The organism is Flectobacillus rivi (assembly GCF_030056655.1).
Lineage (GTDB): Bacteria > Bacteroidota > Bacteroidia > Cytophagales > Spirosomataceae > Flectobacillus > Flectobacillus rivi.
In genome coordinates this window covers 1-13,334 of the sequence record NZ_JASHIE010000026.1, presented here as the reverse complement: position 1 = coordinate 13,334, position 13,334 = coordinate 1, and the positions used below count along the sequence as shown (strand labels likewise).

Sequence of the window (13,334 nt, the reverse complement as noted above, 5' to 3'; positions counted from 1 at the left end):
TACTGGTAAATCCAGCGATAAACGCTTGTGCTACTTACATCCCACAATTTACAAAATTCGATAATACTAATCCTTTTGTTGAGAATATCTTCGACTTTTTCTCGTTTGAACGACTCACTGAAAATACGACTTTGACGAATCTCGTATTTTGTACTTTTTCCAGTTTTAGATTTTGAAGTTGCCATCATTAGTTGATTTTTGAGGGCAACCTATTTTAGGCAAGGACAAGTCCTAATTCACAACTCATCACTTAACAAGTAACCTTTTCCGAAACTAATATATCAGCTTGCTTATTCTCATTGGCAGCTGTCAAAAACTCCTTAAACCATTTTCCAGAGCTTTTTACAATTCTTTCTTGGGTTTCGAAATCTACATATACTAAGCCAAACTTGGGTTGATAACCTTCTCTCCATTCGAAATTATCGGTTAATGTCCACGCCAAATATCCTCCCAAATTGATGCCTTCTTGCTTTGCTTTCAAAATACTCTGTAAATACGTTTGATAAAAAGCTGTTCGCTCGGGGTCATGTATTTCACCGTGGCGAAGGGTATCTTTAAAAGCAGCACCATTTTCGGTAATAATCAACTGCTTGATTTGAGGATACGAAGCAAATTTCTTGATAATTTCATACATTCCATCTGGTGACACCTCCCAGCCCAAATCTGTTGTATGATGCACCCCACGCTTATGAGGTTTTACTTCCATAGCATTGATATAGGGCATCCACCAAGCACCTTCCATTACCAACTTAAAATAGTTTTGGATACCAATAAAATCAAAATCAAATACCAAACGCTCCATATCTCCTTCAAAGACATACTTTTTCATCATGGTTTTCAGAAATGGTAAATCTTCGATAGGGTATCCTAGCCCCAAGGCTGGTTCTAAAAACAAACGATTGAGCAAAGCATCAACTTTTCTAGCGGCCTTCAAGTCGGCATAGCGATGCGTATGCGGTTCGATATGCGAGCACGAAAAAGTAGTACCAATCACTGCATCTAGCACATTTCTGCGAATTACTCTTGCCCCTTCAGCTTGACATAGCGCTGTATGGTGGACTGCTGGTAAAAAATTACTCATACCCATGCGTCCAGGTGCGTGATAGCCCGTCATATAGCCTAGCCCAGTAAAACCTGCTGGCTCATTGAGTACCATCCAATGTTTCACCTTTGAGCCAAATTCTTCGGTCAATACCTCACAGTATTCTACAAACCAATCTACGATGTGGCGGTTGGTCCAGCCACCCATATCCTCCAAAATCTGTGGTAAATCCCAATGGTAAATGGTTGGCCAAGGCTCCAAACCAAATTCCAAACAAGTATCTATCACTTTATGATAGAAATCAATACCTTCACGATTGACCGTACCAATACCATTGGGGAGAATCCTTGCCCAAGCAAACGAAAAGCGAAATACTTCAAATCCTAGCTCCTTGGTAAGACGGATATCCTCACGATAACGATGATAAAAATCGGTAGTTACATCGGCATTCGTTTTATCTAAAATTTTATTCTTTTTATGGCTAAATCTATCCCAAATAGATTCACTTTTATTTCCTTCAGTCCATGCTCCTTCATTTTGAAAGGCCGACATTGCGATGCCCCACACGAAATCATTTCCAAAATCTTCCTTACGCAACTGTTGATGGTTCATAATTTTATTATTTTTTGACTGTAAGCATTAATGCTGAATTACGAGTTGTGAATTTTGAGTGTAATGTTATGGTCTTAATTTTACTCGGAACTTATTTTTTCCACTCCAACTTCCTGATAATTAACGCCTTTGTATTTCTTTAAAGGGCGACAAAAGTAAAAAAACTTTATGAATTGTTTATGTTAAATCTTTTTTGATTGCATTTAAGTTCTCTCGATGTCTCCAAAATTTGACAAGAAATTCATATTGAGCCTCCTCTTTTTACAAATTCTTAACTTATTACAAATCATCAAGTTATACTAAAATCACAATTTTGCACTGTGCTTCTGAGGAGGTAGAGGTGGTAGCCAAGCACTACTTGTTAGCTATTTCTAACCAAGCAAACGCATATTATGCAAAGAAGAGATTTACTTCGACAATTGGCTCTTACCGCAGGAGGTTTATCGCTTCCTGCACTCGCAAATGCTCAAAAACCTACCACGCCCAAACGTGTGCTTCGTGTAGCTCATATTACCGATGTGCATATCCAACCTTTGATTGGAGCAGCAAAAGGCTTTGAACGTTGCTTACACCATATTCAGTCTTTGGATGTCAAACCAGACCTTATTATCAACTCTGGTGACTGTGTGATGGATGCTCATAAACGCACACCACACAATGCAGACAAACAGTGGAAGCTTTTTAATGAAGTACTTAAAAGTGAAAATAATTTACCCATCATCAGTTGTGTGGGCAATCACGACATCTGTTGCGAAGGTGATAGTTTCAAAACCTTCGAGGATGGTAAAAAATGGGCTATGGACGAAATGTCGATGCACAAACGCTATTACTCGTATGATACCGACCAATGGCGTTTTGTCATGCTTGATAGCGTTCAGCGCAAAAAAGACGGCTCTTGGTACACTGCACACCTCGACGACGAACAATATGATTGGCTAAAGTCAACCCTAAAAGCCACTCCCGACGACAAGCCCGTAATGGTGATTTCGCATATTCCGATTTTGGCGGCTTGTGTATTTTTTGATGGTGACAATAGCAATAACGGCAAATGGGAAGTACCTGGCAGTTGGATGCATACCGATGCCAAACGTATTTCGAATCTTTTTGACGACCATAAAAATGTAAAATTGGCCGTTTCAGGACATATTCACCTAACCGACAGAGTTGACTACAACGGCGTTTCATACTGCTGTAATGGCGCTGTATCGGGCAGATGGTGGTTTGGCAAATACCAACACACCGAAGCAGGTTATGCCGTAGTCGACCTTTATGATGACGGTTCGTTTACCAATACCTATATGAGTTATTAAGTATGCTTTAGGCCATAAGTTGTAGGCATTAGGCAAAGTGTTTAACATTAATATCATAAAAGCCCTTTTAGGTCTTACCTCATTCTAAGTTCTCATATTTCCAATTGCATTAGGTTCGCTCATCTATTACGTCATGCACTGAGAATATTTTTTTGGTAGCTAGTTATGAAATAAGTGGTTCTCGTTTATAAACGGTAAGGCTTTGTCTTACCGTTTTTTGTTTAAGCCTTTCCCGATGTTTTGAGACCAACAATTCCAATAGCAATTAGGGCTATCCATCCGATTTCTTGCCAAACCCATTTTTCATGTAAAATAAAAACATCTGCTAGTTTGATAAAAACCAAGGCAAGGGCTGTCCAAACGGCCATAGCCACGGCTGTAGGAAGCATTTTGAGGGCCAAAGCAAAAAAGTAAATATTCCCAATGCCAAAAAAGATATACCCCAGCAAAGGCGAAATAAGTACCCAAGTGTTCATCGAGAAAATGGCATCCCATTGAATCGTTTTGATTTTCTGAAAATCAAGATATTTTAAAGAAAATGCCCAAGCAGCTTCAAATACCGCGGCAATTAATAAGTAAATCCATTGCATGAATTATTGAGTGATTGAGTGGGTTGTGATTGAGTGATTGTTTAAAAACCTTGCTCGGTAGAGACGCAATGTTTTGCGTCTTATGCCAAGCGAATACACATGCCTTACAGCTATTATCATCTTTTTATTTTCTCCAAAAACCAGTTCCAAAGATTGATTCTGAAGAAATAATACTTTCTGAATAACGGATATTTCAAGAGCTTTTTTTCTTCAAACCTTTTGACTGAAAAAGCATGTTGCAAGAAATAATCTTTCGGGAAATCATAATATAGTCCCCAGTTTTCAGGGGCATTCCCTGGCTTATGGTTGGGGTCATATACTGTTTTAAAGAGATAATCCCATACAGCAAATTTGGTAGAGAAATTGGCATGAAATACCTCTTGATAATTGGCATGATGCCAAAGATGTAATTCAGGCGAATTGAAAAGGTATTTCCACTTACCTAATTTGATATCGATATTGCTATGAATAAACATCCCAAACATGGCATCTAATAAGGCTTTTATAGGTAATACTTCTGGCGATGCCCCTAGCAAAATAATCGGTAAAAACTCAATACTTTGATTGATAATAATCTCGACAATATGAGAGCGTGAACCACTCAGAAAGTCTACATTTTTACCCGAATGATGCGCCTCATGTGTCCGCCAAAAGAAGGCGTTGGCGTGTTGAAAACGATGAAACCAATAGATATAAAAATCATGTGTTACCAGAAAAAAAAGCACCTGTAATGCCAAAGGCCAATGACTCACCGACACCCAAGAAGACCAAGGATAAGCCTGATGAATCGGCTCGATAATGCCTTGAAAAATAAGAATTTTGAGAAAATAGCTTTGAATAAGAGTATACCACACTAAATCAACCCAAAAGCCCTCCCTGAAAAATGGGAGTCCTTTGCGATATGGAAAAAGTCTTTCGAATAAAATGATAAGCACAATCCAAACTACCAAAATGGAAGTAGTGATTTCAACCGTTGTCATTTGAATAAGGGTTCCGTTTTTTAGCACAAAGACCTATAGAGTTGAATCTATAGGTCTTTTTTGAGCCATGGACAATCAGCTTTCTCCTGTCGGTTTTTCGCCCGAAAGCTGAAAGCCGACAGCTATTTATTATACTCAGCAGAAATATGCTTTCTTAATTTTTTCATCTGACCTACTTCAGAATCATATACTTTTTTGACACCATCACCACTTGCTGTTTCTACGTCGCGGATATCTTTTACTAGGCGAGACAAACCTTGTGGTTCAACCGACGCCGCATGGTCAGAACCCCACATAGCACGGTCAAGCGTAAAGTGTCTTTCCACGAAAGTAGCCCCCATTGCTACCGCTGCCACAGTAGTAGCCAAGCCAGTTTCATGTCCAGAATACCCAATAGGATGATTAGGGAACATCGTTTTTAGGGTATGAATCATATTCAAATTCAGCTCTTCTGGCTTACAAGGATAAGCAGATGTAGCGTGAGCAATCGACAAAGGATATTCAGGGTCAAAATCAAGGATAAAACGAACTGTTTCTACGATTTCATTTTGGGTCGACATTCCTGTTGAAATCATCAACGGGCGACCTGTTTTCAAAATACGCTCAATCAATTCAAAGTCTGTCAACGATGCTGAAGCCAATTTGTACAAAGGCGTTTCGAACTGCTCCATAAAATCTACAGATTCTACATCCCAAGCCGATACAAACCAATCCATTCCACGCTCTTTGCAATACTGATCGATAATCGAAAACTCTACTGCACCAAATTCAGTCTTGCGTTTGTAGTCGATATATGACATACGTCCCCACGGTGTATCACGCATGATTTCCCATTGGTCGCGAGGCACACATACTTCTGGAGTTCTTTTTTGAAATTTCACCGCATCTACTCTAGCATTGACTGCCTCGTCGATGAGTTTTTTAGCAATATCAATCGAGCCATTGTGATTGATACCAATTTCTGCAATGATGTAACATGGCGCACCTTCGCCAATTACTTTTCCTGTGTTAAGTTCAATTGATTTCATGCGTTGTTATTGTTAGTTTTTTTGAAGGCACAAAGGAGACGGGTCAAGGCACAAAGGGAACAGGCACAGAGGGGTATGTATTATCAATTAATCATCCTCTTCTAATTCACTTTGTGCCTTTGCTACTCTGTGCCTATTTCACTTTATTGTAAATCACTTTGCCACTTTGTGCCTTTGAACCTTTGCCACTATTAAGCCTCTAATAAAATTTCAGTTATCACTTCTGGAGCCTGTGCTTCTAAAATAAGCTCAGCTAGTTCGCGGAAGCATCCTTCGCCACCTTTAGCTTCGCAGATATAATCTACTTGACTACGAACTTGCTTAAGGGCGTCGGCAGGACAAGCCGTAAAGCCTACGTGCTTCATGATTTCTAAATCATTGACATCGTCGCCGATATAGGCAATTTGTTCGGGCAGGATATTACGATTCACCAATATTTGTTGGAGTACCGCCAGCTTATCTTTAATACCCATGTGCAATTCGGTAATCTTGAGTTTTTCGGCACGTTTGCGTACAGAGGGAGAAAGCTCGCCAGTGATAATGCCCGTTGCAATTTGTCTGTTGCGTAAACGTTCGACACCCATCCCATCACGGATATTGAATTTTTTCAATACTTCTCCGTTTTCTCCATAATACACCCCTGCATCGGTCAAAACGCCGTCACAGTCGGTAAGGAGCAATTTTATATGTTGTAATTTTTCCATTGAGTAATTTGTGGTTGAACCAAAGAATAATGAGTGTAGTCAGAAACGCTATGGCTTTTGCTGATTTGGGATTGCTGATTTCGGAAATATTGAAAAAACTTCGTTTTTATTTTTCATAATGCTTTATACTTCCGCAATCCCACATCCGATATCCGAAATGGACAATTTATAACATCCTTTACACACAGTTAGGTTAAATGCTTGTCCACCCGCCATCGACCACTAGGTTGGCGCCTGTCATGTAAGCCGAAGCATCAGAAGCAAGAAATACTAATGCACCTTGATAATCGTTGGGTTGCGCCATACGACCGAGTGGAGTTTTATTTATGTAGTTTTTGATAAAAAATTCGTTCTGACCGTTTTCAACACCTCCTGGCGATAGCGTATTCACACGCACGCCTTTGTGTCCCCAGTAGGCTGCCAAAAAGCGAGTGAAGTTGAGTACAGCCCCCTTGGTGGTTGGATACGAAGGAGATTTGAAAAAACTCTGTTCCCCATTTTCGTCACGGTAAATTTGTTGATCAGGACCAACCATACCGTAGGTAGAAGCGATATTGATAATACTACCAGCACCCGCCTCGGCCATTACTGAACCAAATATCTGCGAGCATAAAAAGACCCCAAGGACATTTACTTCAAGTGATTTTCGAAAAGACTCCAAAGGATAGTTTTCGAAGGCTGACAATTCTTTTGCCATCAATGGGTTTTCGAACATATCGTTGATAGCCGCATTGTTGACTAACACGTCGATTGAGCCATATTTTTCGAGAATAGTCGCTTTGGCTTTTTCTAAACTATTAGGGTTTGTTACATCGAGTTTTAGACCGATATGTTTTTCTCCTAATTGATTAGCCAAACCTTTGGCTTGTAATTCTAGTACATCGGCTACTACCACGTTGGCGCCTGCGGCAGCGAGTGCTTCGCAGTCTTTTTGTCCAATCAATCCTGTAGCACCTGTAACAATAGCTGTTTTACCTGCCAATGAGAACAATTGAGGCACAGCCAGAGAAGGATTCGAGATAAGCTGATTCATTGTTAGGCTTTCTGCAAAGCAGGTTTGATATTGTAGTTTGAGGTTTTTCTAAAAACAGCTTCCAATACTTCTCCACGAATCAATGGCATCGCATCTTTTTCGAGAATGGCTTTTTTCATGATTGGCATCACATCACGATAAGCAGACAAGGTGTAAGCAATATCTTCGTCGGTATGGCTGTAGCACATGTTATGAAAACCTGCCCATAGAATACCACGCTTAATCATTTCTTGTTGCATGAGCGTTTTTAGCTCTAAGCCATTGCCAGCTTCTGGACTAAATGTTACCATAGAGCGACATGGATAGCCAATACATTTGGTAAATGCTGATAAGCCAAACTCTTCTGCAATCTGGTTATATCCTTGTTGTAAAATCGCGCCTTTTTCGGCTAAATAAGCTGGGACATTTTTTTCCTGTAATTCACGAATGGTTGCAATACAAGCTGCCAATGACAAGGTTTCGCCACCAAAAGTAGTATAACTGAATACTTCTTTATTGAAAAGCTCCATCACATCTGCACGACCCGTCAACAAGGCAATTGGCATTCCATTAGCACAAGCTTTTGAATAAACCGCTAAGTCTGGTTTTACTTGGAAATATTCTTGCGCACCACCTAAGGCAATACGGAAGCCTGTCCACATTTCATCAAAAATCAACAAAGTGCCATTGTCACGACAAGCTTCGGCTAATTCTTGAAGGAAGTTATTTTTAGGTGATTCAAAAATAAATGGCTCTAAAATCACTGCGGCTACGTCTTCGTCTAAAGCTGCACGAATACTTTCGATGTCGTTATATTCGAAAGTATAAGTCATATTTTGAGTACTTTCGGGCACACCTGCATTGCGACTTGTAATGCCGATATACCAATCATGCCAACCGTGATAGCCACAGCAGAAGATTTTTTCACGACCTGTAAAAGCACGAGATACACGAATCGCTGCCGAACAGACATCTGCTCCCATTTTGGAGATTTTGACTGCTTCTGCATTTGGAATAACATCTTGAATCAGTTCTGAAAGCTCAACCTCTAAGGGATGAGTCAAAGAAAAAGAAATACCATCCGCTAATTGGCTTTGGATGGCCTCATCGACTGCTGGATAGCAATAACCCAAAGATACTGGACCTATCGCAGCATTGTAGTCGATATACTCGTTGCCATCGACATCCCAAACGTGTGAGCCTTTTCCTTTTACCAAATACTTTGGTGCAATACCTTTGGTAAATTGTCCTGGACCTTTCGCTAGGGTTTGGGTAATAGGCTTTTGAACTGCCAAAGCACGTTCATATAAAATATCCGAGATGGTAATATTAGGATAATGGTCGTTGAATTTTACTCCGTTGGGCATGGCATTGAATAAATTATGATTCTCGAAATGCGATGTGTTTTATGTTAAAATTAAGTGCTCGGCTTTAGGCTTTACGTATTAGGCAAGCACAACCTTTTGCCTAATGCCTACAGCTTACGGCTTAAGACCTTGTGTGCAAAGTCTCTACGGATGGGGATTATTCAGCAAATTCAGAGGCTACGATATGTGGCTGAATAGCTTCAGTATGATAACCCAAAATACGTTCTGCAATTTGTTTTCCTGTAAATCCTTCGTATTCTAGCACCTCTTGCAAGCGTGCTGGTTTAAACCATTTTTCAAATAGTGCAATGGGTAAAACAGGTACTTGTATCTGATTTTTCAAGAAAATTTCTGCAACAATTGAGTACAAACCTCCTGTAACAAAATGGTCTTCAATGGTTACTAACAAATCTGTTTTTTGTGTTAAATCTACAAGATAAGCCTCGTCAATAGGTTTGAGACTACGAAGATTGACGATCCCCACAGACTTGCCTTCTGCTCTAAGAATTTCGGCAGCAATCAGCGTTTGCTCAAGCATAAAACCGTAAGTCAGCAAGGTAATATCTGTACCTTCAGCAATAACTTCAGCTTTGCCAATTTCAAAGTGTTTTTGATGTTGAAAAGAGGTAGGACGGTGACAAATACGAATATAAGCTGGATGTTTAGAGGCAAGGATTTCGGGTAACATAATAGCCAAATCTTGCTCATTGGCAGGTGCAAAAACTTGCATATTAGGAATTCCACGCATCAGAGAGACGTCTTCCACTGCTTGGTGTGTGGGACCATTTCCGTCTGATAAAAAACCTGGGATAAAGGCGCTCAACTTGATTGGTAAATTGGGGATTCCTGCATCGGTGCGCACAAACTCAAATGCACGCATTGAAAGAAAAGAAGCCAATGCGTGTAATACAGGCACTCTTCCACGCAATGCCAGCCCTGCGGCGGCCCCTACCATACATTGTTCGGTAATTCCTGTATCGATAAATCTTTTACCTAGAACTGAAGGTAAATTACGAATCAAAGCACGGTTTTCGGCTGTCATGACTACGATACGCTCGTCGTCGATGGCTATATTTTTTAGTAGTTCTTCGTACATAAATTCAATTAGTTAATTGTGAATGAGCGAGTTGTGAATTAATAACAGAAAACTCAGCCACTCAATAAGACGTTGCGGTGCAACGTCTCTACGGGATATACCTTCCTTCTACCTTACCACCAAGGTTTCTGAAACTAAGGTAGTCGTGTGTTCGCCGTGGAGTTCTTGCAAAAGTTGTTCGATTTCGGTAGATGAAAAATTACAAAACCAACGGTCGGCACGAGCCTCGATACTTGGTAAGCCTTTTCCACGAATTGTATCGGCGATAATCACACTTGGTTTATGTTTTTTGTAGGGCAAATCCGCAAATGCTTCTTCCAAATCCAAGAAATTATGACCATCAATGCGACATACTTCCCATCCAAAAGCTTCAAATTTATCTACTAATGGCTCTAGTGGAATGAGATCTTCTGTTGCCATATTGGCTTGGAAATTGTTGCGATCCACCACAAAAATAAGATTGTCCAATTTGTGTGCGTGTGCAACCATAACCGCCTCCCAAACTGAACCTTCATTGAGTTCGCCATCGCCCAAGATACAGACCACACGGTTTTGCGAACCACTAATTTTCAAGTCCATTGCTACGCCTATAGACACAGCAGGTAAATGACCCAATGAACCCGAATGAAACTCAATACCAGGTATTTGAGTGTTGGGATGCCAATAGATGTGGTCGTTGGTAGATAAGTGATTTTGCAGTCTCTCTGCTTCTAAAACACCCATTTCGACCAACGTACCATAAAGGGCTGGCACATCGTGCCCTTTCGACAAAAACAAATAGTCTCTGTCGGGGTCATCCAAGTTAGTAGGGTTTAAATTGAGGAATTCAGTATAGAGGTAGACGATTAAATCTGTTGCTGAAAGCGATGCACCCACAAAACAGCCTCCATCGGTCGAAAGCTTGATGATATGCTCACGTACCCGCAAAGCTGTTTGCTCCAATTTCTTTAATTTTACTTCGTTCATGGGGAGTTTATTGAGTGAATTGCGATTGAGTAAATGTGTAACTTTTCAATCTAATCCCTCTTTTATATTTTTAAAGAATTATCTATTCTTAGAAACGCAATGCTTTGTGGCTTACACCAAATAAGCCAATAAAAGAGTACTCTATTTTTTTAATAGTTTTTCTATTAAACATTTGTATTAGTTCCTTCTTGGGAAGTCACAATACTTTTAGCTTCTACCTGAACCGTCATGGAAGCGTCGATGGTTTTTAGCTCATCTAAATGATTTCTATACCAATTGACCCCAGCCCATTGCGCATTAATGGCCATAATTTCAGGCTTTTGAGTCAATAATGTTAAAATATCTTCCAAAGAGAATTCAGGCTTGAGAGGATATAACTCTTCAAAAATCCGCTTAATAAATTGGTAGTCTTCATGATAATCTATGGTAAATCTGTGTGACATCGAATAATCTAAACCTGTTTCCCAAAGTACATTTCCCAGCTTAAATTGCTCTGGATTTTCCCAGAAATAGGGTGTTGTATGCTCTAGTTCCAAAGGGCGAACAGCCTCCTCCCAAGCTTTGGTTAGGGCTTTAAAACTCATAATTTCTACATCATTACCATCGGGATAAGTAGCAGGATGTAAGTTACTTATATAATCATATTGCTCTGGATTGGACAAATACACATCTAACACTTTATCCACAATACGAGGATCGATAAGTGGACAATCTGATGGTATTTTGAGAACTACATCTGCTTCTGTCAGATGCCCTACTTGCCAATGCCTGTCGAGTAAGTCATTAAGGCTTCCACGGTAGCAATCGATTTGATATTTTTTACAAAAACGCTCAATGACATCGTCTTGAGTATGGTCAGAAGTTGCAATAACGATATGTGATATACGCTTTACCATTCGAAGACGCTCTATCATGCGGTAAAGTAGGGGCTCTTCCAAGATAGGAAGCATTACTTTACCTGGCAATCGGCTCGAACTCATGCGAGCTTGTACGACGATGGTGATAACTGGCGCTTGACTCATGCGATTTCGCAAAGACTAGGTTTAATAATGGGTGTTGCGTGGTATTGGTACTGTTTGGTAAATTCTTCTTTTTTACCATTAAATTCCAAAAAATCACGGCAAACACGAGCTATATTTTGCGCCGAAGTACCTCCGTTTTGAATAGGGGCTAAGCGATTTAACTCTTCGACATCAAAATATGAATGTACTTTTTTCCCCAAGGCTATACCCACATATACAAGCGTCGAATATTGCGTAATCAATTCATCACAATTAGCAATCATGTGATTAACATTGCCATTGGTATAGATGAAAGTACCTTCGGGTGTGTTTTCTTTGATTTCGGCAATGGCTCTTTCAAAAATCTCGTTAGGATGCAATTTGAATACCAATGGTCGCCCGTTGGCGATTTCAACACAACGTTTGATAAAGCCTATTCTATCGTCTGGTCGGTAACACTCACGAATATCCGAAGTTGTTACCAACACATAGTTTTTCATATCGAGGGTATTATCCACAAACTTTTCACAGTTATCAAAATTAGGCATACCTGTGACCATAATTTTGTGAGCTTGGGTTCCCATTTTTGAAAAATATCCTTTGTAGCCTTCCGATGCAGCGCAATACACATCGCAAATATTGGAAGTACCGTTCAGCGATGTTCCAATAGCCAAATAAGGAGGAAGATGTAACTTTTTGACCCATTTACTAATAGTGGTGCATTCGTCTATCATGCCTTCTTGTACCCACAAAGTTTTGGTTTGAAGCATTCTGTCAGGGATTATCAAATCCGAACAGTAAACCACCAAATCATAACGGTTCTTTTGGGCTTTGTAGTCCATTTGTAAACCGTGCTCGGCGCAATAGGTCTCAGAATTACGACGAAATTGCCCTGCTAATACAGTACGGTCGGCCCAAGTAGTGTTATCGATCACCCAGTTCACCAATGGCGAGTCTGCAAAAATCTGACTAAACCAACAATCATACTCAGACAATTGCTGAGCGATTTGGTGCATCTGCGAGGTTTGGTTAATCGACCCTGTGATAAACAGTATTTTCTTTGGTATATGCATTCGCTAATGTAAACTTAAGGAGTTCAGAAATACTAGCAATATTGAGCATTTTTGTTCTGTAAAAGTAGGGATTTATTGTTACCCAAATATTATGTACGCATTACGAATTATTGAGTTAACAATTTGATAATAAAGGAAGTGCAACCCAAAAACAAACCATAGGTTATTGCTGGGCAAAACGAAAAGTTTTATTCAGCTGAATTTTGTAAATACAGTTTTAAACTGTTTAAAAAATGAGTCCAAGACTAAGTCTTGAACTAGTAAATTTGGCTGAATGATATTGTTTTTTATAACTTGTCTTATCGATAAAACCCTGTTGGTAAACGCCTATGAAAAAAGCATTTTTTGTATTCTTCACTTTGTTATCCTTTAAGAGTTGGGGGCAAGCTAATAAGTTTTTGACCTACAAAAAGGAGATTTACCCTAGTCGTAAGTGTAAGCTTCCCCAAAAATAGTACGGATTAAAAGTTTAAAAAGTGTGATATTTTTTAACTTTAGGTAAGTATTATGAAAAGCAGCAAATTTAGTCCAACCGAAATTGCTAAGATTCTTA

Annotated in this window: 13 protein-coding genes; 1 reads left to right on the top strand and 12 read right to left on the bottom strand. The window is 39.7% G+C overall.

The features are described 5' to 3' along the window. Both QM481_RS24635 and QM481_RS24630 read right to left on the bottom strand, forming a co-directional pair. Positions 1–188: transposase (locus QM481_RS24635; protein WP_510186022.1), on the bottom strand; the 188-nt coding region annotated here is incomplete at its 3' end. A 62-nt stretch (positions 189–250) separates the two neighbouring features. Further along, entirely contained in the window at positions 251–1,654 is a 1,404-nt protein-coding gene (locus QM481_RS24630; RefSeq protein WP_283383766.1) for a GH1 family beta-glucosidase, read from the bottom strand. Positions 1,655–2,046: 392 nt separating this feature from the next. Here QM481_RS24630 and QM481_RS24625 point away from each other — a divergent pair, with 392 nt between their 5' ends. Continuing rightward, positions 2,047–2,964 carry a metallophosphoesterase family protein gene (locus QM481_RS24625; RefSeq protein ID WP_283383765.1) on the top strand — a complete coding sequence of 306 codons (918 nt, stop codon included), beginning with the start codon at positions 2,047–2,049 and terminating at the stop codon, positions 2,962–2,964. A gap of 221 nt (positions 2,965–3,185) precedes the next feature. Here QM481_RS24625 and QM481_RS24620 read toward each other — a convergent pair whose 3' ends face one another. The 10 genes from QM481_RS24620 to QM481_RS24575 form a co-directional block, all read right to left on the bottom strand. Further along, a complete protein-coding gene (locus tag QM481_RS24620) occupies positions 3,186–3,554 on the bottom strand; it encodes a DMT family transporter (RefSeq protein ID WP_283383764.1) in 369 nt (122 codons plus the stop codon). 116 nt (positions 3,555–3,670) lie between these two features. Beyond that, positions 3,671–4,534, bottom strand: a complete 864-nt coding sequence (locus QM481_RS24615; protein WP_283383763.1) for a sterol desaturase family protein — start codon at positions 4,532–4,534, stop codon at positions 3,671–3,673. A 122-nt stretch (positions 4,535–4,656) separates the two neighbouring features. Next, positions 4,657–5,562 carry an N-acetylneuraminate synthase family protein gene (locus QM481_RS24610; protein WP_166551676.1) on the bottom strand — a complete coding sequence of 302 codons (906 nt, stop codon included), beginning with the start codon at positions 5,560–5,562 and terminating at the stop codon, positions 4,657–4,659. A gap of 191 nt (positions 5,563–5,753) precedes the next feature. After that, positions 5,754–6,266 carry a KdsC family phosphatase gene (locus QM481_RS24605; RefSeq protein ID WP_283383762.1) on the bottom strand — a complete coding sequence of 171 codons (513 nt, stop codon included), beginning with the start codon at positions 6,264–6,266 and terminating at the stop codon, positions 5,754–5,756. 193 nt (positions 6,267–6,459) lie between these two features. Further along, on the bottom strand, positions 6,460–7,299 hold the full coding sequence (locus tag QM481_RS24600) for an SDR family oxidoreductase (protein ID WP_283383761.1): 840 nt from the start codon (positions 7,297–7,299) through the stop codon (positions 6,460–6,462). 2 nt (positions 7,300–7,301) lie between these two features. Beyond that, positions 7,302–8,645, bottom strand: coding sequence for an aminotransferase class III-fold pyridoxal phosphate-dependent enzyme (locus QM481_RS24595; protein WP_283383760.1), 1,344 nt, complete (start codon positions 8,643–8,645; stop codon positions 7,302–7,304). A 157-nt stretch (positions 8,646–8,802) separates the two neighbouring features. Beyond that, positions 8,803–9,741 carry a transketolase family protein gene (locus QM481_RS24590; protein WP_283383759.1) on the bottom strand — a complete coding sequence of 313 codons (939 nt, stop codon included), beginning with the start codon at positions 9,739–9,741 and terminating at the stop codon, positions 8,803–8,805. A gap of 108 nt (positions 9,742–9,849) precedes the next feature. Next, positions 9,850–10,707: a transketolase gene (locus QM481_RS24585; protein WP_283383758.1), complete on the bottom strand. Its 858-nt coding sequence runs from the start codon at positions 10,705–10,707 to the stop codon at positions 9,850–9,852. A gap of 164 nt (positions 10,708–10,871) precedes the next feature. After that, complete coding sequence (locus tag QM481_RS24580) at positions 10,872–11,729, bottom strand: cytidylyltransferase domain-containing protein (RefSeq protein ID WP_283383757.1); 858 nt, start codon at positions 11,727–11,729, stop codon at positions 10,872–10,874. After that, positions 11,726–12,724 (bottom strand): hypothetical protein, encoded by a 999-nt coding sequence (locus QM481_RS24575; protein WP_283383756.1) that lies wholly within the window; start codon positions 12,722–12,724, stop codon positions 11,726–11,728. The genes QM481_RS24580 and QM481_RS24575 overlap by 4 nt, the downstream gene beginning before the upstream one ends. Between the last annotated feature and the right edge of the window lie 610 nt (positions 12,725–13,334).

Excerpts from the sequence above, each read along its gene's own strand:
- QM481_RS24630 (WP_283383766.1), bottom strand. The coding sequence starts at position 1,654 with ATGAACCATCAACAGTTGCGTAAGGAAGATTTTGGAAATGATTTCGTG.
- QM481_RS24625 (WP_283383765.1), top strand. The coding sequence starts at position 2,047 with ATGCAAAGAAGAGATTTACTTCGACAATTGGCTCTTACCGCAGGAGGT.
- QM481_RS24620 (WP_283383764.1), bottom strand. The coding sequence starts at position 3,554 with ATGCAATGGATTTACTTATTAATTGCCGCGGTATTTGAAGCTGCTTGG.
- QM481_RS24615 (WP_283383763.1), bottom strand. The coding sequence starts at position 4,534 with ATGACAACGGTTGAAATCACTACTTCCATTTTGGTAGTTTGGATTGTG.
- QM481_RS24610 (WP_166551676.1), bottom strand. The coding sequence starts at position 5,562 with ATGAAATCAATTGAACTTAACACAGGAAAAGTAATTGGCGAAGGTGCG.
- QM481_RS24605 (WP_283383762.1), bottom strand. The coding sequence starts at position 6,266 with ATGGAAAAATTACAACATATAAAATTGCTCCTTACCGACTGTGACGGC.
- QM481_RS24600 (WP_283383761.1), bottom strand. The coding sequence starts at position 7,299 with ATGAATCAGCTTATCTCGAATCCTTCTCTGGCTGTGCCTCAATTGTTC.
- QM481_RS24595 (WP_283383760.1), bottom strand. The coding sequence starts at position 8,645 with ATGCCCAACGGAGTAAAATTCAACGACCATTATCCTAATATTACCATC.
- QM481_RS24590 (WP_283383759.1), bottom strand. The coding sequence starts at position 9,741 with ATGTACGAAGAACTACTAAAAAATATAGCCATCGACGACGAGCGTATC.
- QM481_RS24585 (WP_283383758.1), bottom strand. The coding sequence starts at position 10,707 with ATGAACGAAGTAAAATTAAAGAAATTGGAGCAAACAGCTTTGCGGGTA.
- QM481_RS24580 (WP_283383757.1), bottom strand. The coding sequence starts at position 11,729 with ATGAGTCAAGCGCCAGTTATCACCATCGTCGTACAAGCTCGCATGAGT.
- QM481_RS24575 (WP_283383756.1), bottom strand. The coding sequence starts at position 12,724 with ATGCACCAAATCGCTCAGCAATTGTCTGAGTATGATTGTTGGTTTAGT.